The 24,829-nt window shown below is 63.7% G+C and carries 24 protein-coding genes and 1 riboswitch; of the genes, 8 read left to right on the forward strand and 16 right to left on the reverse strand.

Annotated features, from left to right (window positions below):
- Positions 1–9: 9 nt before the first annotated feature.
- The 6 genes from AC1D08_RS02150 to bcoG all read right to left on the reverse strand — a co-directional run bounded on the left by AC1D08_RS02150 (position 10) and on the right by bcoG (position 6,762).
- The gene (locus AC1D08_RS02150; protein WP_352628350.1) at positions 10–792 is read right to left on the reverse strand and encodes a carnitinyl-CoA dehydratase; all 783 of its coding nucleotides are present in this window, start codon (positions 790–792) and stop codon (positions 10–12) included.
- Positions 785–2,863, reverse strand: coding sequence for an acetate--CoA ligase family protein (locus tag AC1D08_RS02155; protein WP_477422482.1), 2,079 nt, complete (start codon positions 2,861–2,863; stop codon positions 785–787). The genes AC1D08_RS02150 and AC1D08_RS02155 overlap by 8 nt, the downstream gene beginning before the upstream one ends.
- 84 nt (positions 2,864–2,947) lie before the next feature.
- Complete coding sequence (locus AC1D08_RS02160; protein WP_457151090.1) at positions 2,948–4,111, reverse strand: acyl-CoA dehydrogenase family protein; 1,164 nt, start codon at positions 4,109–4,111, stop codon at positions 2,948–2,950.
- Between the two features lie 3 nt (positions 4,112–4,114).
- On the reverse strand, positions 4,115–5,197 hold the full coding sequence (locus AC1D08_RS02165) for a carnitine 3-dehydrogenase (protein ID WP_095083111.1): 1,083 nt from the start codon (positions 5,195–5,197) through the stop codon (positions 4,115–4,117).
- A 2-nt stretch (positions 5,198–5,199) separates the two neighbouring features.
- Positions 5,200–5,823 carry an HD domain-containing protein gene (locus AC1D08_RS02170; protein WP_457151089.1) on the reverse strand — a complete coding sequence of 208 codons (624 nt, stop codon included), beginning with the start codon at positions 5,821–5,823 and terminating at the stop codon, positions 5,200–5,202.
- Positions 5,824–5,844: 21 nt separating this feature from the next.
- Positions 5,845–6,762, reverse strand: a complete 918-nt coding sequence (gene bcoG, locus AC1D08_RS02175; RefSeq protein WP_457151088.1) for a 3-dehydrocarnitine:acetyl-CoA trimethylamine transferase BcoG — start codon at positions 6,760–6,762, stop codon at positions 5,845–5,847.
- A gap of 135 nt (positions 6,763–6,897) precedes the next feature.
- Here bcoG and AC1D08_RS02180 point away from each other — a divergent pair, with 135 nt between their 5' ends.
- Entirely contained in the window at positions 6,898–7,881 is a 984-nt protein-coding gene (locus tag AC1D08_RS02180) for a GlxA family transcriptional regulator (protein ID WP_457151087.1), read from the forward strand.
- Here AC1D08_RS02180 and AC1D08_RS02185 read toward each other — a convergent pair.
- From AC1D08_RS02185 to xylA, 4 genes are all read right to left on the reverse strand, one after another.
- Positions 7,859–8,623, reverse strand: a complete 765-nt coding sequence (locus AC1D08_RS02185; protein WP_457151086.1) for a TIGR01458 family HAD-type hydrolase — start codon at positions 8,621–8,623, stop codon at positions 7,859–7,861. The two genes, AC1D08_RS02180 and AC1D08_RS02185, sit on opposite strands and share 23 nt — an antisense overlap.
- A gap of 60 nt (positions 8,624–8,683) precedes the next feature.
- Entirely contained in the window at positions 8,684–8,887 is a 204-nt protein-coding gene (locus AC1D08_RS02190) for a hypothetical protein (protein ID WP_457151085.1), read from the reverse strand.
- 174 nt (positions 8,888–9,061) lie between these two features.
- Complete coding sequence (locus tag AC1D08_RS02195) at positions 9,062–9,538, reverse strand: GNAT family N-acetyltransferase (RefSeq protein WP_457151084.1); 477 nt, start codon at positions 9,536–9,538, stop codon at positions 9,062–9,064.
- A gap of 145 nt (positions 9,539–9,683) precedes the next feature.
- Positions 9,684–11,009 (reverse strand): xylose isomerase, encoded by a 1,326-nt coding sequence (gene xylA, locus AC1D08_RS02200; RefSeq protein ID WP_477422485.1) that lies wholly within the window; start codon positions 11,007–11,009, stop codon positions 9,684–9,686.
- A 113-nt stretch (positions 11,010–11,122) separates the two neighbouring features.
- On the opposite strand from xylA, the gene AC1D08_RS02205 reads away from it, so the two are divergent.
- A complete protein-coding gene (locus AC1D08_RS02205) occupies positions 11,123–11,485 on the forward strand; it encodes a nuclear transport factor 2 family protein (RefSeq protein ID WP_457151082.1) in 363 nt (120 codons plus the stop codon).
- Between the two features lie 38 nt (positions 11,486–11,523).
- Here the strand turns inward: AC1D08_RS02205 and xylB are convergent, their stop codons facing one another.
- The 4 genes from xylB to AC1D08_RS02225 all read right to left on the reverse strand — a co-directional run bounded on the left by xylB (position 11,524) and on the right by AC1D08_RS02225 (position 15,531).
- Positions 11,524–12,978, reverse strand: a complete 1,455-nt coding sequence (gene xylB / locus AC1D08_RS02210; protein WP_457151081.1) for a xylulokinase — start codon at positions 12,976–12,978, stop codon at positions 11,524–11,526.
- An 81-nt stretch (positions 12,979–13,059) separates the two neighbouring features.
- Complete coding sequence (locus AC1D08_RS02215) at positions 13,060–14,382, reverse strand: tetratricopeptide repeat protein (RefSeq protein ID WP_457151080.1); 1,323 nt, start codon at positions 14,380–14,382, stop codon at positions 13,060–13,062.
- 149 nt (positions 14,383–14,531) lie between these two features.
- Entirely contained in the window at positions 14,532–15,155 is a 624-nt protein-coding gene (locus AC1D08_RS02220; protein ID WP_457151079.1) for a LysE family translocator, read from the reverse strand.
- Between the two features lie 94 nt (positions 15,156–15,249).
- Complete coding sequence (locus AC1D08_RS02225) at positions 15,250–15,531, reverse strand: hypothetical protein (RefSeq protein ID WP_457151078.1); 282 nt, start codon at positions 15,529–15,531, stop codon at positions 15,250–15,252.
- Between the two features lie 80 nt (positions 15,532–15,611).
- On the opposite strand from AC1D08_RS02225, the gene AC1D08_RS02230 reads away from it, so the two are divergent.
- The 6 genes from AC1D08_RS02230 to AC1D08_RS02255 all read left to right on the forward strand — a co-directional run bounded on the left by AC1D08_RS02230 (position 15,612) and on the right by AC1D08_RS02255 (position 21,780).
- The gene (locus AC1D08_RS02230; RefSeq protein WP_477422487.1) at positions 15,612–16,376 is read left to right on the forward strand and encodes a L,D-transpeptidase; all 765 of its coding nucleotides are present in this window, start codon (positions 15,612–15,614) and stop codon (positions 16,374–16,376) included.
- Between the two features lie 181 nt (positions 16,377–16,557).
- A complete protein-coding gene (locus AC1D08_RS02235) occupies positions 16,558–17,724 on the forward strand; it encodes a diphosphate--fructose-6-phosphate 1-phosphotransferase (protein ID WP_457151076.1) in 1,167 nt (388 codons plus the stop codon).
- 52 nt (positions 17,725–17,776) lie between these two features.
- The gene (locus AC1D08_RS02240; RefSeq protein WP_457151092.1) at positions 17,777–18,496 is read left to right on the forward strand and encodes an MBL fold metallo-hydrolase; all 720 of its coding nucleotides are present in this window, start codon (positions 17,777–17,779) and stop codon (positions 18,494–18,496) included.
- 256 nt (positions 18,497–18,752) lie between these two features.
- Positions 18,753–20,276: a DegQ family serine endoprotease gene (locus AC1D08_RS02245; protein ID WP_477422489.1), complete on the forward strand. Its 1,524-nt coding sequence runs from the start codon at positions 18,753–18,755 to the stop codon at positions 20,274–20,276.
- A 149-nt stretch (positions 20,277–20,425) separates the two neighbouring features.
- Positions 20,426–21,037: a sulfite oxidase-like oxidoreductase gene (locus tag AC1D08_RS02250; RefSeq protein ID WP_457151074.1), complete on the forward strand. Its 612-nt coding sequence runs from the start codon at positions 20,426–20,428 to the stop codon at positions 21,035–21,037.
- A complete protein-coding gene (locus AC1D08_RS02255; protein ID WP_477302439.1) occupies positions 21,034–21,780 on the forward strand; it encodes a ferredoxin reductase in 747 nt (248 codons plus the stop codon). The genes AC1D08_RS02250 and AC1D08_RS02255 overlap by 4 nt, the downstream gene beginning before the upstream one ends.
- A 63-nt stretch (positions 21,781–21,843) precedes the next feature.
- Here AC1D08_RS02255 and AC1D08_RS02260 read toward each other — a convergent pair whose 3' ends face one another.
- Together AC1D08_RS02260 and AC1D08_RS02265 are read right to left on the reverse strand one after the other, a co-directional pair.
- Positions 21,844–22,944, reverse strand: coding sequence for an FAD-binding oxidoreductase (locus AC1D08_RS02260; RefSeq protein ID WP_457151091.1), 1,101 nt, complete (start codon positions 22,942–22,944; stop codon positions 21,844–21,846).
- Between the two features lie 80 nt (positions 22,945–23,024).
- Positions 23,025–24,272: an aromatic ring-hydroxylating oxygenase subunit alpha gene (locus AC1D08_RS02265; RefSeq protein WP_477422491.1), complete on the reverse strand. Its 1,248-nt coding sequence runs from the start codon at positions 24,270–24,272 to the stop codon at positions 23,025–23,027.
- 114 nt (positions 24,273–24,386) lie between these two features.
- Positions 24,387–24,588, reverse strand: a riboswitch (cobalamin riboswitch).
- Between the last annotated feature and the right edge of the window lie 241 nt (positions 24,589–24,829).

Here is a 24,829-nt window from a genome sequence, read left to right on the forward strand (position 1 = left end):
GGGGCCCCACTACTTCCCCTTCCACACCGGCTCGCGCTTTTCGGCGAAAGCGCGAAAACCTTCCATATTGTCCTCGGAGCCATAGAGGGCATCGACCGTCGGCAATTGGCGGCGCGTCACCTTGTTCATGGCGTCCTGGAAGGTGAGCGCCTCGGCCACCCGCGCCGTCTCCTTGATCGCGGCAAACACCAGCGGCGGGCCGCCGGCGAGCAGCCGGGCGATCTCCCAGACGCGGTCCTCGAGCTTCTCCTTGGGCAGCACCTCGTTGACCAGACCCCAGCGATGCGCCTCCGCGACATCCATCCAGCGGCCGGTGAGCAAAAGGTCCATGGCGACATGATAGGGGATGCGCTTTGGCAACTTGATCGTCGCGGCATCGGCCAGCGTGCCGGCGCGGATCTCGGGCAGCGCGAAGGAGGAATGATCGGAGGCGTAGATGAGGTCGCACGACAGCGCCAGCTCGAAGCCGCCGCCGACCGCCATGCCGTTGACGCAAGCGATGACCGGCTTGTTGAGGTCGCGCAGTTCCTGCAGCCCGGCAAAGCCGCCGACGCCATAGTCGCCGTCGACCGCATCGCCGCCGGCAGCCGCCTTCAGATCCCAGCCGGCGCAGAAGAACTTGTCGCCGGCGGTTTTGACGATGGCGACGCGCAGGCTTGGATCGTCGCGGAATGCCTTGAACGTCTCGCCCATCAGCCGCGAGGTCTTGAGGTCGATGGCGTTGGCCTTGGGCCGGTCGAGCGTGACCTCGAGGATGGTGCCCTCGCGACGGGTCGAAATGACGTCAGACATTCTTCTTGTCTCCCAGCACCAGCAGCGCGTCGGCTATCCAGGCGCCCTTGCCCTCTGTGCAGACGATCAGCGGGTTGATGTCGAGTTCCTCGATCTCGCCGGCATTCTGCTGCACGAAGGCGGCAATGCCCGAGATAGCCTCGATGGCCGCGGCGACGTCGGCTTTCGGCCGGCCACGATAGCCTTCGAGCAGCGGGAACAGTTTGAGGCCGCGCAACGCCGCCTCGATGTCATCGCGGGTTGCCGGCAGCATCAGCGTGACGCTGTCGCGCAACAACTCGACCAGCACGCCGCCGGTGCCCAGCGTCATCACCGCGCCGAACATCGGATCACGGGTGAAGCCGACGATCAGTTCGGCGACACCGTCGCGCACCATGCGTTCGACATAGAGGCCGGTGCCGAGCGGCAGCAGGTCATGCGCTGCCGTGCTGACGGATTCGGCGTCCTTGAGGTTGAGCCTGACAGCACCGACCTCGGACTTGTGGGTGACGCCCAGCGCCTTCAGCGCCACCGGAAAGCCGAGCGCCATCGAGGAGATCACCGCCTCGACGGCATTGGCGGCGCGTTCGCCCTTGGGCACTGGCAGGCCGGCCTTGATCAGCCGCGATTTCGCCTCGGCCTCGTCGGGCGTGATGTGGTCGCCACCGGGCGCACCGGAGGCGGACGTGTCGATCGGCTGCGCCTGCGGTTCGCGCCACGCCCAGCCGATGAAGGCTGCCGCCTGGGCGGCGTCCATGGCCTCGGAAATGCCGAACAACGGCACCATGCCACGCGCCATCAGTCCGGCCGTGTATTCTTCCGGCAGGTTCTCGGGCAGCGAGGAGACGATTGCGCCTTGCGCCTTGTTGGTCTTCAGCGCCGATTCGAAGGCACGCAACGTCGCCCACCAATCGGTGTCCGAGCAGCGGTCGGGGCGCGGGAAGTCCAGCACCAGCATGTTGAGATCGAAGCCGCCCGACACCATGGCGGTGAAGGTGGCGGTCATCGCCGGCTCGTTGTTCCAGATGAAGGTGTGGTAGTCGAGCGGGTTGGCCACCGCCACCAGCGGCCCGAGCGTCGATTTGACATGAGCGCGGTGCGAACCGGTCAGGTCAGGGAAATTGACCCAGCGGCCTTCGGCGCTGTCGGCCATGACGGAGGCCTCGCCGCCCGAACAGCTCATCGACGACAGACGATAGCCGGGCAAAGGTCCGGTGACGTGCAGCAGCTTCAGCGCCTCGATGAAGGCCGGAATGGAATCGACGCGGGCAATGCCGAGGCGCTTCAGGAAGGCTCCCGAGGCCGCGTCCGAGCCGGCCAGCGAGGCGGTGTGCGAGACTGTCGCCTGCCGCGCCTGTTCGGAACGTCCGACTTTCATGGCGATGATCGGCTTCTTCAGCTCGCGTGCCCGGGCCGCCAGCCGTTCGAAGCCGGCTACCGAATCGAACGCCTCGATGTGCAGCCCGAGCGACGTGACCCGCTCGTCCTCGATCAGGCCGAGCGCCATTTCGGACAGGCCGGTCTGCGCCTGGTTGCCGGCGGTCATCAGGAAGGCGATCGGCAGGCCGCGCTTCTGCATCGTCATGTTGATGGCGATGTTGGACGATTGGGTGATGATGGCCACGCCTTTGCCGCCCTCGGCCAGCCTGATGCCGCCATGCTGGTCGGGCCACAAAAGTGCGCCATCGGTATAGTTGATCAGGCCATAGCAATTCGGCCCGATGATCGGCATCTGGCCCGCCGCCGCGACAAGCTCGGCCTGCAGCCGCTCGCCGTCGTCGTCATAGGCCTCGGTTTCGAGGAAGCCTGCGGCAAAGCAGACGGCGCCGCCGGCGCCGCGTTCGGCCAGCGCCTTGACCACCTCGATGGTCAGGTGGCGGTTGACGCCGACAAAGGCGGCATCAGGTGCGCCGGGCAGATCGGCCACCGAACGATAGGCCTTGCGGCCAGCCACCTCGTCCTTGGTCGGGTGTACCGGCCAGATCTCGCCGGCAAAGCCCATCTTGATCGATTGCGCGACGACGGCGGCAGCCTGCGCACCGCCGAAGACGGCGATCGACTTCGGCCGCAGGAGACGTTCGAGTTTATGCATGATGGTTTTCTCGTTGGAGCATGATTTCGGGACAAACGAGATCGTTTGTCCGAGAAAACCGGATACCACTTTTCGCGATCATGCTTAGGCTCCAAACGGGCGCAGCAGCGCCCGTGAAATGATGTGGCGCTGGATCTCGGACGTGCCTTCCCAGATACGCTCGACGCGCGCGTCGCGCCAGATACGCTCCAGCGGCAGATCGTCCATCAGCCCCATGCCGCCATGGATCTGGATCGCTTCGTCGGCGACGAAAGCAAGCATTTCGGTGGCCTTCAGTTTGGCCATGGCCATGTCCTGATCGGTGACGGTGCCCTGATCGTACTTCCAGCCGGCTTCGAACACCATCAGGTCAGCCGCCTTCAGTTCCGTCGCCATGTCGGCAAGCTTGAACGACACGCCCTGGAACTTGCCGATCTGCTGGCCGAACTGTTGGCGCTGCGCGGCATATTCGACAGCATGGCCCAGTGCGCGCTCGGCGCGGCCGAGACAAGTGGCGCCGACCTGCAGCCGGGTGGCGCCGAGCCAGGAATTGGCGACGTCAAATCCCTTGTGGACCTCGCCGAGCACTTGGCTGGCGGGAAGCCGGCAATCATCGAATTCGAGGATGGCGTTGGTGTAGCCGCGATGCGAGACGTTGCGATAGCCGTCGCGCACGGCAAAGCCCTTGGTGCCCTTGTCGACGAAAAAGGCGGTGATCTTCTTGCGCTTGCCGCGCGGTGAATCCTCTTCGCCCGAGGCCATGAAGACGATGGCGAAATCAGCGAGATCGGCATGGCTGATGAAGTGCTTGGTGCCGTTCAGCACCCAGTCGTCGCCATCCTGCACCGCGGTCGCCTTCATGCCGCGCAGATCGGAACCGGCGCCCGGCTCGGTCATCGCCAGGCAGTCCCATTTCTCGCCACGGATGCAAGGGAACAGATATTTTTCGCGCTGCTCCGGCGTACCGGCCAAAAGGATGTTGGAAGGCCGCGCCACGCAGGTCCAATGCAGGGCATAGTTGGCGCGGCCGAGCTCCTTTTCATAAAGCAGCCAAGTCACCGTATCGAGCCCGGCGCCACCGACGTCCGCCGGCATGTTGGCGGCGTACAGGCCGGCTTCGATCGCCTTGACCTTGATCTCCTCGATCAGTTCGCGGCGCAGCACTCCGGTGCGCTCGACCTCGCGCTCATGCGGATAAAGCTCGTTTTCGACGAAGGCTCGCGTCGTCTCGACGATGAGCTTCTGTTCCTCCGACAGCCCGAAATCCATGGGTCAGCCCTTCTTCTTGCCGGTCTTTTTCTTCGGCTTGCTTGCCTTGGCCTTCTCTGCCGCCTTGGAGGCGGTCGGCTTCTTCGCCGCCAGCTTGGCCAACTGCTTGGTATAGTCCTTGTGCAAGGCGCCGGCGCCCCAGCCCTTGCCTTTGTTCTGCTTCGACAGCGCGTCCATGATCGCGACCAGATTGTCGTCGCGGATCTTTTCCAGCTCGCGGATCGACAGCCCATGCGCCTGGTCGTCCGACTGCGTTGCGATCAGGTCGACCAATTCGTCGTTGAACTCTGGCACGTCCATCAGCTTGGTCCACGGCCATTTCAGGCACGGGCCGAACTGCGCCATGAAGTGGCGCATGCCGGCCTCGCCGCCGGCGACGCGATAGACCTGGAACATGCCCATCTGCGCCCAGCGCAGGCCGAAGCCATAGCGCATGATGTCGTCGAGTTCCTCGACCGTGCAAATGCCGTCCTTGATCAGCCACAGCGCCTCGCGCCATGCCGCCTCGAGCAGGCGGTCGCCGACGAAGGCTTCGATTTCCTTGCGGATGACGACCGGTTTCATGCCGATCGAGGCGTAGATCTCCTTGGCGACTTCGATTGCTTCGGGAAAGGTCTGCTCGCCACCGACGATCTCGACCAGCGGCAGCAGATAGACGGGGTTGAACGGATGGCCAACGACCAACCGCTCAGGGTGCTTCTTCATCGCCACCTGCATGTCGGTCGGCTTGATGCCGGAGGTGGAGGAACCGACAATGGCGTTGGCAGGCGCATGGGCATCGATCTCGGCCAGCACGCGGTGCTTGAGGTCGAGTCGTTCCGGCACGCTTTCCTGGATGAAATCGGCGTCGGCCACCGCCTCGGCGATGGTCTTGGCGAAGGTCAGCCGGCCCTCTTTCGGCAGGCCGCCGGGCACCATCTGCTTATAGGCGCGGCGCGCTCCCTTCATCACTTCGCTGACCTTGCGCGACGCCTCCGGATCGGGATCGAAGATCGAAACGTCGATGCCGTTGAGCAGCAGGCGCGCCACCCAGCCGGCGCCGATGACACCGCCGCCGATGGCGGCCGCCTTGTTGATGATGCTCATGCTTAAGCTCCGGTTCTCTTGGTGGCGGTTTCAGAATCGAGGAGGGGCACGCGCTCGCCGGCGCGGATCACGGACGGGTCATAGGCCTTGCGGGCAAAGACTTCGAGCACGGACGGCCGGAAGAATTCGATTGGCAGCGTGTCATAGTCGGGGTCGAAACTCGACTGGTCCCAGCGTTCGCAAAACGCATCGCAATCGTCGAAATAGGCGTTGCCGGCGAAGCGGTCGCGGGCGTGGCGGTCGCCGCCAAGATGATGGGCATAGTAGAGCCGCTGGAAGTCGCCATGCTTCTCCACCACCCATGTGCATTGCTCGCGCACGAACGGTTTCAGGATCGAAGCGGCGTATTCATCGTGATTGTAGGGCGCGTAGATGTCGCCGATGTCGTGCAGAAGCGCGCAGGCGATCCAGTCGGTGTCGGCGCCATCGCGCCAGGCGCGGGTCGCCGCCTGCAGCGAATGGCCGAGCCGGGTGATCTTGTAGCCCGACAGGCCTTCATCGAGCTGGACCAGCGCGTCGAGCAGCCGCTCGCCGGTCTTCGCCGCATAGTCGATCTCATGCGCGGTCAGGAACTCGTAGTCCTGCCTGTCGCCATCCTTCATCGCCGTGAACTTGACGGTAGTCATGCCGACCTCCCAGCGATTGAGTTATGCCGCTATCGGCGCCCGCTTGGTCAGGTTCAGCTTCTTGCGCACTTCTTCGGGCCCGAGGATCCTGGCGCCCAGATTGGTGACGATACTGGCGGCGCGCTCGACCAGCTGCGCATTGGTTGCCAGCACGCCCTTGTCGAGCCACAGATTGTCTTCCAGCCCGACGCGGACATTGCCGCCGGCAAGCACCGCTGCGGCTGCATAGGCCATCTGGTTGCGGCCGATGGCAAAGGCCGACCAGTTCCAGGTCGACGGCACATTGTTGACCATGGCCATGAAGGTGTTGAGGTCGTCAGGCGCACCCCACGGCACGCCCATGCAGAGCTGCACCAGGGCATCCGGGTTCAGCACCTTTTCCTCGACCAGCTGCTTGGCGAACCACAGATGGCCGGTGTCGAAGGCCTCGATCTCCGGTTTGACGCCGAGCGACGTCATCATGCCTCCCATGGCGCGCAACATGCCGGGCGTGTTGGTCATGACATAGTCGGCCTCGGCGAAATTCATGGTGCCGCAGTCGAGCGTGCAGATTTCCGGCAGGCACTGGCGCACATGTTCCATGCGGTTGGTGGCGCCGCCCATGTCGGTGCCTTTTTCATTCAAAGGCAGCGGTGCTTCGGGCGAACCGAACACCATGTCGCCGCCCATGCCGGCGGTCAGGTTCAGGATGACGTCGACGTTTGCCGCGCGGATGCGCTCGGTCACTTCGCGGTAGAGATGCACGTCGCGACGAGGTTTGCCTGTTTCGGGGTCGCGCACATGGCAATGCACGATCGCGGCACCCGCCTTGGCCGCGTCGATGGCCGAATCGGCGATCTGCTTGGGCGAGCGCGGCACATGCGGGCTGCGGTCCTGCGAGCCACCGGACCCGGTCACGGCACAGGTAATGAAGACCTCACGGTTCATCGCGAGCGGCATCGAATTCTCCTCCCAATCGAAACAATCATGCATGCCGCCCAAAAGTGGCAACCGGTTTTGGGACACCGACATGCATAAGAACCAACCAACATTGCCTGACTTGCCGGAAACTGTTTTGCCTTTTACGAAGACTATATGATAAAAAGCGAAAAACCTGACATCTTTCGCGCCGAGAGCCTGCCGCTCAAGGTGACCCTGCTGGTGTTTTCCGGCTCGTCCATCATGTGCGTCGCGTCGGCAGTCGATCCCTTGCGCGCCGCCAACCGCATCTCCGGCGAGACCCTCTTCGATTTCAAGCTGGTCTCGGTGACTGGCGAGGCTCCAGTCACCACGTGCGGCCTGCCGGTGGCGGTAAGTGGCCGCTTCGACGCGGCCGATCCAACCGACGTGCTTGTCGTCGTCGCCGGCTTCGGCACCCAGAACTACGCAACGTCGGCTCTGCTTTCAGGCTTGCGACGGGCGGCACGGACGGCGCGGGCCTGCGGCGGCGTCGAGGCCGGCACCTGGCTGGTGGCGCGCGCCGGCCTGCTGGAAGGGCGCAGCGCCACCACCCACTGGGAGGATATGGAGGACTTTTCGTCGGCCTTTCCCTGCGTAGATGTCCGCCCCGACCGTTATGTCATCGACGGACCGGTCTTCACCTCTGGCGGCGCGTCGCCGACCTTCGACCTGATGCTGCATCTCATTCGCACGCGCCTTGGCATGGCGGTGGCGCTCGATGTCGCCAGCGTCTTCATCTACGACCAGGCACGCGCCGCCACAGATGCCCAGCCGTTGGTCTCGCTCGGCCGGCTCGATGGCTACGATCCACGGCTGGCGCAAGCCATCCGACTGATGGAATCGCATGTCGACCAGCCGCTGACCATAGAAGCGGTGGCCAAGCGCGCCGGCGTGACGGCGAGAACCCTGGAAAGCATTTTCCGCAAGTCGATCGGCGAGACGCCGGGCGCCTACTATCTCAGGCTTCGGCTGGGGGCGGCGCGCCGGCTGGTGGTCGACACCCGGGTGGCGATGGCCGATATTGCCGGGCGGACAGGATTTTCGTCCGCTGCGGCGTTTTCGAGGGCGTTTTCACGGGCTTTCGGCGAAGCGCCAGTCAGAGTACGGCGCGGTTGGTGAGTATCCAGTCGGTCGCGGCGGCGAGGTCATCTACCACCGCCGTGGGCGCCGGATTGAAACGTGTTTCGTCGTTTGGGCGATACTTGCCTGTCCGCACAAGCAGCGCCGCACCAAGCCCGGCGCGCAGCGCGCCGGCGACATCGCTCTCGGCATCGTCGCCGACCATGACCGCATCGGCGGCCGAGCAGTTCATATTGGCAAGCGCCGAAAGAAAGAAGTCCGGTGACGGCTTGCCGAGCACGACAGGGCTTCGGCCACTGGCGAATTCGAGGGCGGCAACGAAGGCGCCTGTGTCGAGGCTAAGCAGACCGTCTGCATCCTTGAAGGTGCGATTGGTGGCGAGCGCCACAAAATCAGCGCCGGCCACCAGCTCGCGGAACGCCCGGTTGAGCCTGGCATGATCGAAGGCTTCGCCTGCATCTCCGACGATGACGGCCCGCCCATTTGCACCGCCCAGTCCGGAAAACTCAGGCTCCAGGTTGGGATGGACGAGCAGATGCGGTGTGAGGCCGTGCCTGCGCAGCCATTCGACGGCGGCACGCGCCGGCGTCAGCAATTCCTCTTCTCCAACCTCGACGCCGAGGGCGGTAAGTTGCGCGATGATTGCCTTGTGTGTTGAGCGAGTTGTGTTGCTGACAAAGCGGAGCGGCAAGCCCGCATTGCGCAGGCGATTGATTGCCGAGACAGCGCCCGCTATCGGGGTGTCGCCATTGTAGACGACACCCAAAAGGTCCAGAAGCACCGCGCGTACCATCGGCGAAGGATGACGAAACAGGCTCCGTTCGTCAAACCACAGGGACCTTCAAGCGACATCGCGGTTTTCGTGGACAATGCGCGAGCGCATGCTCTTGGCCAGCACCGTTTCAAGTCGCGCTGCAACCGCGCGATCCCATTCGTTTGTGCGCTGCGTGCCGTCTTTCGGATGCGGCATTGCCATCAGCCGGTCGATGATCGATCCGGCCTCGCCAGGTGAGAGCAGGGCGTCGATTTCACGTTCGTTCTGCATATCGGTTCGCCTCCTTCTTCCTTCCCGCCACGAGCCAGTCTTATACGAGATACGTGACGGCAGTTTGAAGGCAAGAGCGAGGTCATTGAAGGGCGGTAGAGGGCAGAACCGTGTCGTCGGAGCCAGCCTTGCGCAAAGTCGTTCCCGCGTCTGGCCAGGCCAGGTCGGAGACGTCTACAGCCGCTTCTCGAACAGCACGGTGGTGAAGCCTCTGTCCCATTCGTCGTCGGGGTAGCGATCTTTCTCGACATAGCCAACCGCTTTGTAGAGCGTCTGGCTGCGCAGATTGAACGTGTCGGTTTCCAGCCGCGCCTGCGCAAATCCGGCGGCAGCGATCGCCTGTTCGGCATGGGAAAGCAGCTTGCGGCCAACGCCTTGCCCTTGGCGCGACGCCATGACGTGCAGGGCTTCGATAAAGTCCGCACGCCAATGGATTAGGCCTGCGACGTCGCCATCGATCTCGGCAACGGCAAATTCCGGCCAGCTCTGGTCGACGTAGCGCCCGCCAATATCCAATTCGACGTAGCGCTGCGCCGATTTCTGGGTGATGTTCGGCAGCCAGGTGCCTTGGAATGTTTCCTGCAGCACCTGCTTCAACGCCGGGATGTCGGTTGCCTGCGCCCGGCGCACGATGATTCGATCCTCTGCCATCTCCTCCTCCTGCCAGCCGCCGCGTCGCCTTTTCGGCGGCGCGGCACCTTGAACTCGCACAGGCCAACAAAGATCCGTGACTAGCAGAAGGCGATCACGGCTGCTTTCAGCCAGAGGTGGTGGATGTCGGTCCAGAGATCAGGCTTCACACGTACCGGTTGACGATGTTTTCCAGCAGCTCCTGGCGGCCGGACCTTGGCTGCGGCTCGATCTTCTTCTTGACGACGCGCTCGGCGATGTCTTCCAGCGTGCGCTTGCCGGCAAGCATCGCCTTGCCCTCGGCCGTGTTCCAGCCGGCGTAGCGCTCTGCCAGCGGCGCCGACAGCGCCTTGTCCTCTACCATGCAAGCCGCGGCTTTCAGGCCGCGCGCGCACGAATCCATGCCGCCGATGTGGCCGATCAGCAGATCCTGGGGGTCGAGCGACTGGCGCCGCAGCTTGGCGTCGAAATTGGTGCCACCAGTCTTGAAGCCGCCGGCCTGTAGGACCTGGTAGTAGGCCAGCGCCATTTCCGGCACGTTGTTGGGGAACTGGTCGGTATCCCAGCCCGACTGGTAGTCGTTGCGGTTCATGTCGATCGAACCGAAAATACCGAGCGCATTGGCCAGCGCCAGCTCGTGCTCGAAGGAATGGCCGGCCAGGATGGCGTGGCCCTGCTCGATGTTGACCTTGACCTCCTTCTCCAGCCCGAAGCGCTTGAGGAAGCCATAGACCGTCGCGACATCATAATCGTACTGGTGCTTGGTCGGCTCCTGCGGCTTCGGCTCGATCAGGATCGTGCCCTTGAAGCCTATCTTATGCTTGTAGTCGACGACCAGGCTGAGGAAGCGGCCGGCCTGTTCCTGCTCGCGGGCGAGGTCGGTGTTGAGCAGTGTCTCATAGCCCTCGCGGCCGCCCCACAGCACGTAATTCTCGCCCTTCAGCCGCTTGGTGACGTCGATGCAGCTTTTCACCGTCGCCGCCGCATAGGCAAACACATCCGGATCGGGATTGGTGGCGGCGCCCGACATGAAGCGGCGATTGGAGAACAGGTTCGCCGTGCCCCACAAGAGCTTGACGCCGGTCTGCTTCATCTTGGTGGCGAAATAGTCAGCGATCTCGTCGAGGCGTGCCGCACTTTCGGAAAAGTCCTTGCCCTCGGGCCGCACATCGGCGTCGTGGAAGCAGAAATAGGGCGCGCCGAGCAGCGAGAACATTTCGAAGGCGACATCGGCCTTGAGCTTCGCCAGTTCCATCGTGTCGACGCCGCCCGCTTTCGGGAACCACGGACGGTCGAAGGTCTGCCCGCCGAACGGGTCGCCGCCCGGCCAGGCGAAGGAATGCCAGTAGGCGACGGCGAAACGCAGATGGTCTTCCAGCCGCTTGCCGGCCACCACCTCGTCGGGATTGTAAAACCGGTAGGCCAGCGGATTGGTCGAATCCGGCCCCTCATACTTGATCTGTTTGATGTCGCCGAAAAATCCGCTGCTCATGATCTTTGTCCTCTCTCGAATAGTTCGCCCTGATTACCTCAGGCGTAATTGGTTTCGTTCTTCCGCCGGTCGAAAAGGCTCATGTCAAAACCGTCAAACGAAGGAGACAGACCATGACCGACCTCATCAAGATCGCCGAAGGCTACATCAGCGCCTGGAACGAGAGCGACGCGGATCGCCGGGCCGAATTGCTCAAGGCGACCTTCACCGAAGACGTCAGCTATCGCGATCCGCTGATGCAGGGCGACGGCCATGCAGGCGTCGCGGCTCTGATCGACGGCGTGCAGCAGCGCTTTGCCGGCTTCCGGTTCTCGCTGAAGGGCACGCCGGACGGTTTTGCCGACACCATCCGCTTCTCGTGGAACCTTGGCCCGGAAGGCACTCCCTCCATCATCGAAGGCACCGACATCGGTGTCATCGAGAACGGCCGCCTGAAGAACGTCACTGGCTTTCTCGACAAGGTGCCGGCGCAATAACGCCGCCCTGGCAGACCGCGGCGTGGGCGAGAACGCAGTCACGCCGTGGCCACCTTGATCGCCGGATACAGCGCCCGGTAGCGCTGATAGGCATCGGCATAGACGCCGCCGAGTGCCACATCCGGTTCGATGGTTGCATCCGTCCTGGGTGCCGTGCAGATGCTGAGCGGATCGGCACCCGTCTGCGCGAGCAGGCCAAGCCGCGCCGCGCCGAAGGCGGCGCCGAAATCGCCATCGGCGGGAATATCGACGGGCAGGCCAAGCGCGGTGGCGATCGCTTTCAGCCAGTAGCGCGACCGCGAACCGCCGCCGATCGCCGTCACCCGCGTCAAGGTCGTGCCGGCTGTGGCGAGTGCCTCGAGACTGTCGCGGAAGGCAAAGGCAACGCCTTCGAGCACGGCCTGCGTCAGCACCACGCGGCTCGATTCATGCGCCAATCCGGTGAACGCGCCGCGGATGGCGGCATCATTGTAGGGCGTGCGCTCGCCCGACAGATAGGGCAGGAAGGACACGCCGCTCGGCGCCTTCAGCGTATCGCCGAGCTCGGCGGTCAGTTCGCCCGCGCCTTTGCCGGTGATCTCCGCCAGCCAATTCAGCGAATCGGTCGCCGACAGGATGACGCCCATCTGATGCCAGGTGTTCGGAAGCGCATGGCAGAACGTGTGGACGGCGCTTGCCGGGTTGGGCAGATAGGAAGCATTGGCGGCAAACAGCACACCCGATGTGCCGAGCGAGACAAAGGCGTGGCCTGCACCGACCGTGCCCATGCCACATGCCGAAGCCGCATTGTCGCCGGCGCCGCCGGCGATCGGGATGCCAGCCTGCATGCCCCATTTCGAAGCCAGTTCACTGCGCAGGGCTCCGGCCTTCTGTGTGCCCTCGACCAGCGACGGCATCTGCTTCTCGTCGAGCGATGTCGCTGCGAGCAGGTCCGCACTCCAGCGCCGCTTGCCGACATCGAGCCAGGAGGTGCCGGCCGAATCCGACATTTCCGAAATGTGTTCACCCGAAAGCCAGAGCCGAAGGAAATCCTTGGGCAGCAGCACTTTTGCGACCTTGGCGAAGACCGCGGGCTCGTTGTTCTTCACCCAGGCAAGTTTCGGCGCGGTGAAGCCTGGAAAGACGATGTTGCCGGTCAGCTGGCGAAAACGCGGGTCGGCGTCCAGCGCCGCCGCCTCGGCATGGCTGCGCGTGTCGTTCCACAGGATGCAGGGCCGCAGCACCTCGTCGGCGGAATCGAGCAAGGTCGCGCCATGCATCTGTCCCGACAGGCCGATGCCCTTCACCGAGGCGAGCTGGCTTGGGTGGGAAGCCTTCAGCTCGGCAATTGCTTCTTCGCAGGCGCGTATCCAGTGAGACGGATCCTGTTCCGACCAGCCCGGATGCGGCCGCGATACGTCGAGCGATGCGTGACCGGAGCCGATGACAGTCTGCTCGGCATCGATCAGCAGCGCCTTGACGCCCGATGTCCCGAGATCGAGGCCGAGATACATGATTTCCTCCCATGCCATTAATTTTTTCGGATCTCGAAAAAATCTGGCTTGGCCAGTTTTTAAGACAAGATCCGCTTCGGGTCAATTCTCTGACAAATCGGCGGCGCGCCGCGAAAGCAGCACAGACAGCGGACTGTCCGGCCGCGCCATCGAACGCTCGGCCGTGAGCGCCCTGGCGAGCGCGCCGTCGCCGGCCCGCAATGCCGCTTCGATCAGCGTCAGGTCGATGACGTCGCGCTGTGCGTGGCTGCCGCCGAAGCGGTTGGCGATCGCCCGGATCGGCCGTATCAGCTGCACGGTCTCGGTGTAGTTGGCCTCGCCGAATGCCTTGATTGCCAGCGTCAGCGGATGGCCGACATCCCGCGTGAAGGCAGAATTGTCGCCGTTGCCATGCATCGCCTCGCGCTGCGCCTCGAGCAAGGTCCGCGCCGGGGTGTCGAGCCCGGCGCCAACGAAGGCCATCATCGCATGCGCATCGTTGAAGGCATATTCGCCGGCGCCGACCTTGGGCCAATTGGCGGCGAGCGCCGTCCAGCGGTCACCGACATCGATGCCGCCGAGATGCAGCCGCCACAGGATCGCCGACGCATCGACCATGTTCAGCGCCATGGCCGATGGCGTGCCATAGATCGGTCCATCATAGAGCGCCAGCACCTGGTCGGTCTCACCGAGATCGTAGTGGAACAGCGCCAGGTGCCACCAATTGTGCACCTGCAGGAAGCTCTCCCTTGTCCAGGCCTCGGGATTGGCGCGCATCCAGGCGATACCGTCCCTTTGCCGGCTTTGCATTTCCATGACATGCGCGACCGCATGCTGCGCCCAGCCGTCGCGCGGCTCGATCTCGACCGCCGCGCGGCCAAGCATTTCGGCCCTGGTGTAGTCGCCCATTTCCTCCAGCCCGAAGGCCTGCATGCCGAGAATGCCATGATAACCGGGCATATCGCTCCGCCAGGACGGCAAAGCGCGGGCGATGCGGTCACGCAACATGCGCGCATTGCCTGTGAAGAAGTCGATCTGGTGCCCGACCTGTAGTGCCAGCGCGTCGAGCGGGGTCTCGATGGCTATATCCTCGAGAATCCTGGCGGCGTCATGCCAGCGCCCGTTGGCGAGGTGGCCGAGGGCCAAGACATGCGCCTCTTCGCGCGTCGTCGCGGCGAGCGGCAGCGCCGCCTCGTGGCAAGCCCTGGCTACCGCCGTCGCGTCACGCTCGGTGGCGAGGCCGAAGAGATAGCCCTTGAAGACATGCGCCATGACGAAACCGGGATCCGCCGATATGGCACGGTCGATGGAGGCGACGGGATCGCCGATGAAGCACAGCAGTTCACGCACGGCCTGGCTGTAGGGCGCGAACCCCGCCTCCGTTGCGCCCGAAAGTGTTAGATCCAATGCGTCCCTGATGGCCATGCAATGTCCTTTGATCGGCTTGCGATGAGCCTCGATCCTTCGGCCCAAGGCGATCCTAAAGCATGGGCCACAGACTCGCCAACCGGTACATTTTCCAGGGCAATCTCGGCTTCAGCGTCAAACGGTGAAGCCGAAATTCTCCATTGTCCCTAATTGCCCGAACGCATCGCCACCGTGGCGATGCCGGCGCCGACCAGCAGCGTGCCGCCGGTCCGGTTGAAGATGCGGATCGCCTTGGGATTGCGCACGACGTTGCGTGCGCGCGCCGCGATAAGCGCATAGCCGAAGGCATTGGCGAAGGCGAGCGCCAGGAAGGTCGTCTCGAAGATCAGCATCTGCGTCCAGAAATCGGCATGCCGGTCGAGGAACTGCGGCAGGAAGGCGACGAAGAAGGTGATGCTTTTCGGGTTGAGCGCGGTGACCAGCCAGGCATGCGCCATCATCTTGGCCGAGGACACCACGTCGGTGCGTGGTTCGGCTTTCAGCGCGCCGCCGGCGCGAAACAGTTTCACGCCGAGATAGATCAGATAGCCGGCGCCGATCAGCTTCAGGACGGTGAAGACGGTGGCCGAAGCGGCCAGCAGCGCGCCGATGCCCAGCATCGACAGCGTCATGGCGGTGAAGTCGCCGAGCGCCACGCCGACCGCCATCGGCAAGGCGGTACGCCAGCCTTGGCCCAGCGCGTAGGACACGACCAGAAGGATGGTCGGACCTGGAATGATGAGAAGGATCGTCGATGCGGCAGTGAAGGCGGCCCAGTTTTCGAAGGACATGCTCGTCTCCTTTGAGCGTAAAGAAGAGGATAAATCCTTGGCAGCGGGAGAATGTAAAGGGTGATTCCCTAATTTCGCCAACGGCAGGTCGGTGTCAGTTCGCGCCGCTCAGCGTGTTCACGATATCGGCCAGGCTGACATCGGCACAGAGAACGATTGCTGCTGCGGCAATGGCCGCGGCAAAAAGCTTGATGTCGGTTTTTAAGGTCTTGCACATGGGTCCCCCTCGGTAGCCGCCTGGGGGGTAGGAAGCGCCGGCGCCGGGAATATGACCTGACGGAGACCTTTTTGTGCAGCAGCCCTTCGGTCGGCGGTCGGGCGGCGGCTCGAACGCCAGCAAGGCAGCGCGCAAACGCAGGCTGCGCAAGGCCTTCACGCTTTATCAACCATGAATGATGAAAATGCGTTTCATCCGGCCGGACCGTGCTTCCCGCCGACAGCGTAGGGTTTGGGTATATGCGTGAGTTGCCGCAAGGTCTGATGCCGCCGCGAAATGGCGACGCAATCGAAACCGATCATCATCTTTCCCGTCGCGCCATCCTGTCCGGCGCAGGGGCGCTGGCTTTGCTCAGTGCTGCCGGCTGCTCGACCTCGGGCGGCGGTCTGCCGGTGCTGGATCTCGACGACACGGTCACCGGCTCAGTGCCGATCCGGCCAAGCATCAGCGTTGACAAGCACATCACCAGCCCCGACCTGATGTATGCGGGGCTGACCGATGGCGGCTTCAACGTGCCGGAAGTGCCCTATCTGAAGGTCAAGCCGGAATTCCGCCGCCAGATCGTGGTCGACACGACCGGCGAGGCGCCCGGCACCATCGTCGTCCATCTGCAGGAGCGCATGCTCTATCTCGTCCAGCCGGGCGGTGAAGCCATCCGCTACGGAGTCGGCATTGGCAAGGACGGCTTCCGCTGGTCCGGCCGCGCCAACATCCAGTACGGCAGGGAATGGCCGACCTGGACGCCGCCGCCCGAAATGATCGCCCGCAAGCCGGAACTGGTGAAATGGCAGGCCGGCCAGCCCGGCGGTCTCACCAACCCGCTTGGCGCCCGGGCGCTCTATATCTATCAGGACGGCAAGGACACCGGCTATCGCATCCACGGTTCGCCCGAATGGTGGAGCATCGGCCAAGCGATGTCTTCGGGCTGCGTGCGCCTGATCAACCAGGACATCATCGACCTCTACAGCCGCGTCTCCAAGAAAAACCCGGTCGTCGTCATGTGATCCTGCCGGCCGCCGGCGCGGCCGCTTCTCTTTCTGTTCGAGCATGATCTCTGGCGAAAGCCGGTTCCCACCCTCGGGCCGGGGGCATGCTTTTCGGGATCATGCTCTGGTTCTCCCGTTGCGCGATGGCGAAAGACAGGCGAATGTGCCTACGAATTTCATCGCTCGGGAGACGTCAGGAATGGCCGGAACTTTCGTTATCGCGCAGGGCGGCGGCCCGACCGCCGTCATCAACCAGACGGTGGTCGGAGCGACGCTGGAGATCCGCAAGCGGCATCCCGGCGCCAAGGTGCTGGGCTCCATTCACGGCGTGCGCGGCATTCGTGACGGCAACTATGTCGACCTCTCCGCCATCCCGGAAGACCGGCTGCGGCTGATCGCCGGGACGCCAAGTGCGGCCCTTGGCTCGACGCGCGACAAGCCGGACGCCGCCTATTGCGAGGTCATCCTGAACGGGCTGAAGAAGGCCGGCGCCGACGCCTTCATCTACATCGGCGGCAATGACACATCCGGCACGCAGCAGATCCTGACCGACGCCGCCGGCGGCACGATCGCTTTCGTCCATGCGCCGAAAACCATCGACAATGATCTCGAGGAGAACGACCACACGCCGGGCTTCATCTCGGCGGCCGAGTTCGTCGCTGGCGCCTTCCTGTCCGTCGACCTCGATTTCCGCGCCCTGCCCGGCATCTATGTCGGCATCGTCATGGGCCGTCACGCCGGCTTCCTCACGGCCGCCGCCGCGGCCTGGCAACTCGACGCCGACAGCGGCCCACACCTCGTCTACGTGCCGGAGCGCCCGTTCTCCGCGGCCGGCTTCATCGACGACGTGCGCGCCACGCTCGACCGCCACAAGCGCTGTATCGTCGCCGTGTCGGAAGGTGTCAGCACCGCCGATGGCAAGGCGCTGGTCGAAAGCCTGGTGCCGCCGGAGAAGCTCGAGCGCGACGCGCACGGCAACGTCAAGCTGTCGGGCAGCGACCTGCCGGCCGCGCTCGAGCGCGCGCTGGCCGAAGGCCTGCCCGGCAAGCGGGCCCGCGTCGATGCACTCGGCTACATGCCGCGCGGCTATGTCGGCGCCATCAGCGCTGTCGACGCGCAGGAGGCATTCGATGCCGGCGCCTTTGCGGTCAGCGTCGCCGAACAGGGCGGCGGCTCGGTGGCGCTGCAATATGACGGCGCCAAAACGGTGCTGAAGAAGGTGCCGCTGAAGAACGTCGCCGGCAAGACCCGCCATATGCCCGACGATTTCATGAAGCCCGATGTCAATCAGCTGTCCGAGGCCGGCATGGCCTATCTCAAGCGGCTGGTGCCTGAAAAATACAAGGTCGGGAAGCCGTTCGTCTGATGCCGGCTTGTACGTGATGCCGGGCTCACACGTGATGCCGGGCTCACACTTGATGCCGGGCTGGTTCAGCAAGAGCATCGTGGACGAGAAGACGACGATGCTGACCGAGCCGTTCGTGCACGAATACGTGCGCGCCAATATCTGGCATCTGCGCGGGCGCGATGTCGACCTTCTGGTCGACACCGGCATGGGCATCTGTCCGCTGGCGCCGGAGATCGAGTTGTCCGACGGCAAGCCGCTGCTCGTCGTCGCAACCCATATTCATCTCGACCATGTCGGCTCGCTGCACGAGTTCCCGTTGCGGGCCGGGCCAAGGATGAGTGCCGCGCAGTTCGAGACCATGGATGACGCCGCGACCTATGCCTACATGTTCCGCGACCTTGAGGGTGCCGTCTCGAAACTGCCCGCGCCGGGCTGGAAGGCAGCCGATTACAGGATCCCCTCAGCGCCATTGACGCGAACCCTTGACGAGGGCGACGTGATCGATCTCGGCGACCGTCAGTTTCGCGTGCTGCACCTGCCCGGACATTCGCCGGATTCGATCGCGCTGCTCGACGAGGCCGATGGCCTGTTCTTCAGCGGCGACGCCATCTACGACGACACGTTGATCGACGACCTGCCGGACTCCGATCGAACGGCCTATCGCCGCACGATGCAGCGCCTGCTCGACGTCCCGATCCGCATCGGCCATGGCGGCCACGGGCCGAGCTTCGACGGCAAGCGCATGCAAGACATCGCCACAGCATATCTCGGGCGAACCGACGCGATCTGATCCCTCCGCGGGGCTGGGAAGACCGTCTTGCCGCCACCCCACGACATTGTGACCTGTCGCCGCCTGGAAATTAAATCTTCGTAAGGTCGCCTGAAAACCCTAAATCGGGCCAATCCGCACCCTAGATGCAGGCTGTCGATCCGGTCGGCTGCCATGCAAGGCGAGACGGGCAATCGCGACCCTCGACACGCGGGATGGCCAGTTTCCAAGAGAGGCGGCCACAGCGCAGGATCAACTCTCGCCCGGACAAACGACCATGTCAGATATCATTCGCAGACATCGCGTCGCGGCCTCGCTGGGCGCTGCGCTAATCATATCTCCCTTTGTCATCTCTTTCGCTCAAAGTGCGAGCAACGCCGTTCCGACAACCCAGACACCTGTCGCCGGCATCTCTGCACCCAACGGCTCGTTCGCTCCCATCGTGGCCGCCGACAAGCCCGCGGTGGTGACAGTTACCACCGTCATGAAGGCACAGCCGGAAAGCGCGGACGACGGCATGCCTCTCGGCAACTCGCCGTTCGACGAGTATTTCCGCCAGTTCTTCGGCGACCAGGGCATACCCGCTCCACAGGCCCCGCCGCAGCAGGCTCCGCGTGCCGAAGCGCTCGGTTCAGGCTTCATCGTCGCTGCCGATGGCACCATCGTCACCAACAATCACGTCGTCGATGGCGCCTCTTCCATCAAGGTAACGCTCGACGACGGCACCGAGCTTCCCGCCAAGCTCGTCGGCCGCGATGCCAAGAACGATCTCGCCGTGCTCAAGATCAAATCCGACAAGCCCTTGCCGACCGTCAAATGGGGCGATTCCGACAGGCTGATGACCGGCGACCAAGTGCTGGCAATCGGCAATCCGTTCGGCATCGGCACCACGGTCACGGCAGGCATTGTGTCAGCACGCGGCCGCGATCTGCACAGCGGGCCGTTCGACGACTTCATTCAGATCGACGCGCCGATCAATCATGGCAATTCCGGCGGTCCGCTGGTCGATGTCAGCGGCAATGTCGTCGGCATCAACACGGCGATCTATTCGCCCAATGGCGGCAGTGTCGGCGTCGGCTTCGCCATCCCGTCCGACCAGGCCCAGAAGGTGGTCGCCAAGCTGATGAAGGATGGCTCCATCCAGTATGGCTACCTCGGTGTCGACATACAGCCGGTGACGCCGGATGTGGCCAGCGCCATCGGGCTCGACCATCCTGGCGGCGCACTGGTTTCGCAGGTCAATGAAGGCTCGCCGGCTGCGAAGGCCGGCGTCGAGACCGGCGACGTCATCACCAGCTTTGCCGGACAGGATGTGAAGGATCCCAAGGACCTGTCGCGGGCCGTCGCCGATGTCGCGCCGGGCGCCAGGGAGACGCTGGATATCTGGCGCAAGGGCAAGGCCATGGATATTTCCGTCGATGTCGGGCTCAACGGCGACGATGTGAAGACCGCATCCGTGACCGACGGGTCCGGCGCGCCGAGTACCGAGCAGGGCTCGCGCGTCCCGGCAATCGGGCTTGGCCTGATGGACATCACCCCTGATGTCCGCCAGGAGTTGAACCTGGCGGCCAATCAGCATGGCGCCCTGGTCGCAAGCGTCAATCCCGACAAACCGGCCTCGGCCTCGGGCATCCAGCCCGGCGACATCATCGTTGCCGTCAATCAGGCGCCGGTGAAAACCGCCAGGCAAGTGACGCAGGCGATCGCCCAAGCCGGCAAGTCCGGCCGCAAATCGGTGCTTCTGCTGGTCGAGCGCGAGGGCAGCCAGATCTATGTCGCGGTGCCGTTTGCCAATGGCTGACGCCGGGGCGCTGACGTGAAGGCAGCGATCGGCGGGCGCGGCGACGCCGGCCTGCCGATCCTGTCCATCAAGATTTCGGTTGCCCGCCACGTCATCTTCGAGAACATTGCATAAGGCCGATAGTGGCCTGATGCAGGGGGATTGCCGCGATGGTCACCCGAGGGTTTTCTTCAGGACGGCGCCCGCCGATCGACGGCGATGCGCGCATCCCGCCCGGGCAATATCTCGAGCAGGGATTTCCGGTCCTGTCAGCCGGCCCGACGCCGCGGGTGCGCACCGAGGACTGGTCGTTCACGCTGAAGCACGGGCCGCGGCCGATCAAGAAATGGAACTGGGCCGAGTTCAACGCGCTGCCCTTGACCAAGATGACGCGCGACATCCATTGCGTGACCGCATGGACAAAATTCGACACGCCATGGCAAGGCGTGCTTGTTGACGACATCCTCGCCGATGCCGGCATCGAGCCGCCGACCGCCTTCACGCTGGCGCATTCCTTCGACGGCTATTCCACCAACGTGCCGACCAAGGACCTCACCGCCGGCAAGGCGATGGTGGCTCTGCTTTACGAAGGCAAGCCGATCACGCCTGACCATGGCGGCCCGGCGCGGCTGCTGGTGCCGCATCTCTATTTCTGGAAATCGGCCAAATGGCTGAACGGCCTGCAGTTCACCGAGCGCGATGAGCCGGGTTTCTGGGAATTGCGCGGCTATCACATCTATGGCGACCCTTGGCGCGAGCAGCGCTACACGAACGATCCATGAGCGACGCTGCGGCAGTGCAATCGCCCTGGCAGACAGTCAGGATCGTCCGTATCGAAAAGCGCACGCCGCGTGTCACCAGCTTCTTTTTCCAGCCATCGCGGCCTTTCACCTATCTTGCCGGTCAGCATGTCGACGTCAGGCTGACGGCGCCGGACGGCTATCAGGCGCGCCGCTCTTATTCCATTGCCTCCGCGCCCGGAGATGGCGGGGTGATCGAACTGGCGATCGAAAAACTCGACGATGGCGAGGTCTCGCCCTTTTTCCACGACGTCGCAGCAATTGGCGACGAGGTCGAACTGCGCGGGCCGCTCGGTGGGCATTTCATCTGGCCCGATGTCGATGGCGGGCCGGTTTTGCTGGTCGGGGGTGGTTCGGGCGTCGTGCCTTTGATGGCGATGGTCCGTCATCGCGCCAGGCGCAATTCGAGCGTGCCCATCACCCTGGTCCTTTCAGCGCGGATCTGGGACGAGGTGATTTTTCGTGACGAACTGGTTGCCCTCGACGATCGCAAGGACGGCTTCGACCTGGTGCTGACCCTGACGCGCGAAGCCGCACGCCGTCCAGCCGATTATTCGCGGCGGGTGGACGTTGCCATGATGGTGCAATCCATGGCGCACCTGCCCGGACCGCCTGATATCGCCTTCGTCTGCGGCTCCAACGCCTTCGTTTCGGCCGCCGCCCAAGCGCTGATCGATGCCGGCGTCGCAGCGGAGATCATCCGCACCGAGCGCTACGGAGTTTGAACGGACACGGCATTTCGAGAGGTTTCCCGTGTCGTCGTTCTGAGCCTTGGCATCGCCCGCCGGTCACGCCTCGATTTCGAGTGCAGAAAGCGGCTTCGAGCAGCAGGCGAGGATAAAGCCGTCGTCGATTTCGTGATCGAGGATGCCACCATTGTGGCTCATCTCGACATCGCCGGCGACCTTCTTCACCTTGCAGGTTCCGCAGAGGCCGAACTCGCAGGCAGCCGGAATCCGCACACCCGAGGCGCGGGCCGTCTGCAGCACGGTCTGGCCGGCGACGCATTCGGCCTCGACATCCGAAAGCGAAAACCGGATCGGTGTCGCGGCCTCGACGACAATGGCGGGGCCGTCTTCCACCGGCGAGGTGAACGGTGCCGGGATCTCCTCCACGACAGGCGCGGCAAAGCTCTCCTGATGGTACTTCGTCATGTCGAAGCCGGCGGCGTCCAGCATGCCGCGCACCGCGCGCATGAAGGGATCGGGGCCGCAGCAGAAGATTTCACGCTCGCGGAAATCGGGCGCCAGCAAGGGCAGCCGGATCGCGTCGATGCGGCCCATATGGCCAAACCAGCCCTCGCGGCTGGACCGCTCCTCGATCATGAAGCCGAGCGACAGGCCCGGCATGCGGCTGCCGAGCAGTTCGAGCTCCTTGCGGAAAATGATCTCTTCCGGGCGCCGCGCGCAATTGACGAAGCCGACATCGGTCCATGGTGCGCAGTCGTTCAGCCAACGCAGCATCGACATCATCGGCGTCACGCCCGAGCCGGCTGAAATGAACAGGTACTTGGCGGCCGGGTGGCTGTGCAGCGAAAAGTCGCCTGTCGGCCCATAGGCCTTGACGTGCGAGCCCGGCGTCAGATGGTCGAACATCCAGCGTGTGCCGATGCTGCCCGCTTGAGCCTTGATCGTCACCGCGATCGAGAACGGCCGCGATGGCGAAGACGACAGCGTATAGGTGCGCATCAGCGGCCCGTTGGCGGTCGGCAGTTCCAGCGTCACGAACTGGCCCGGCTTGTAGCGGAACCAGGTCTGGTTGTCGGAGCGGAAGGTGAAGGTCTTCACATCAGGCGCTTCGTCGCTGACGCCGATCACTTCCAGCACCTGGAGCCGGTCGTTCCAGGGCGTCATCTGGTCGAGATGGCGATAGAGGCCGAGATCCGTCATCGCATTCATCCTCTTGTCCTCACTCTTGCCCTGTGCATGTCGAGTTCCCAAAACCGCTGCGCACTTTTGGGCGACATGCACTATGCAACGCTGCGCAGCGCCGGCCGGCCGCCTTCGGCAAGGCGCGGGCCGATGAACGACGCGTACCACTCGACGAACTGGATGACGCCACCCTCATGCAGCTCCGAATAAGGGCCGGGCTCGTAGGCAGGCGACAGGATGCCGAAGGCGTTTTCCTCGACGATCCGCCGGTCCTGGTCGTTGGTCTCGGTCCAGACGTGGGTGAGTTCGTCGAGATCGTAATCGATGCCTTCGACCGCATCCTTGTGAACCAGCCATTTGGTCGTCACCGCGGTCTCCGTGGCGCTGATCGGCAACACCCGGAAGGTGACGGCGTGGTCGCCCAGAATGTGGTTCCAGGTCGTCGGATAGTGATAGAGCAGCAAGGAACCGATGCGGTCGGTCGAAACGCTGTCGGACAGGTTCTTCTTGACCGCACGCTTTCCCGTCATCGTGTAGCTGACGGCATCGCGCAGCAGCGGCGCGCGGGTGGCGCGGTACTGTCCGGCCGGATCGATGCGGAATTTGCTCGGCAGGCCGGCCGCTTCGCATTTCGCCCAGTGCGCAAGCATTTCCGGGTCGCTGTCGGCGCCTTGCACGCCGGTCACCGTGGGTGCCTCTGGAAAAGTCTTGCAGAGCTCCGGATGATTGCCGGCGCAATGATAGCACTCGCGGTTGTTTTCCCAGACCAGCTTCCAGTTGCCCTTCTCGACAATGGTCGATTCGAACGCCACCTTGGCCTCGCGCAGCCGGTGCGGCAAAAGGTAGGGCTCGATCATCGCGCGCATCGGTGCGAAATCCGCCGGCTCCTTGGCCAGGCAGATGAAAATGTAGCCGCCGACGCTTTCACAGGCGACGGGCTTTAAGCCGAACTGGCTCTTGTCGAAAACGTCGGCCATCTGCCTGGCAAACAAGAGCCTTCCGTCCAACTCGTAGGTCCATTGGTGATAGGGGCAGACCAGCTTTGCCGCCGTGCCCTTGTCGGAATTGCAGACGCGGCTGCCGCGATGGCGGCAGGAATTGTGGAAGGCGTTGATATTGCCCTTCTGGTCGCGGACAAGCACGACTGGATAGTCGCCAATCTGCGCCGTGATGTAGCTGCCCGGCTTCGGCAGCTCGCAATCATGACCGATGAACAGCCAGTCGCGATACCAGATCAGCTCCATGTCGAGCTTGAAATAGTCTGGATCGGTGTAGAAGGGCTGTCCTAGCGAAAAGCCTTGCCGCCGGCCACTCAAGAGCCTCAGCATGTCGTTGCGAGCATCCATGTCCTGTCCTCGTTTCTAAGGACTGAACTGGTGGTGACGGAGGAAGGATTGGACGCAGGCCGGCGATGCGCCGGACATGCACTATCCGCCTCTTGACCGCCCACCGCGATCAGTCGAGTCTAGACATCTCGGGCTGGTTTCCGGGCTCTGGAGTTGTCCTTGCGGACCATCGCGACACCTTCCCAGGCTGACGCCCAGTGGTCTCCCGTTGCGACTTGAACTCCACCACCGTTGCGGGGGCAGCGCCGGATTCTGACCGGCTTCCCAATTCTCCGCCTCGTCGTCACGAAGCGGCACCTGAGATGACATGATCTAATCACGATCGCGGGCGCGTCATCGGCATGAAAACGACATCGTATCCATGCGGCGCGACACGCTTGCGAAACGTTCCGGTCGGTGATCGCGAAGCGGAAGCCTTTCTCTTGGGCAACCATAGCCGGCTCCAATCTCGCCGAAACCGACCCCTTGCCAGGAAGCAGAAAAGGTTAACGGTATCGAAAAGTGACTATTAGCTGCCGCTAAAATCGAACCGAACGGTTCGTTTCTGTTGACTGTGC

It is taken from the genome of Mesorhizobium sp. P2_E6 (genome assembly GCF_056403835.1).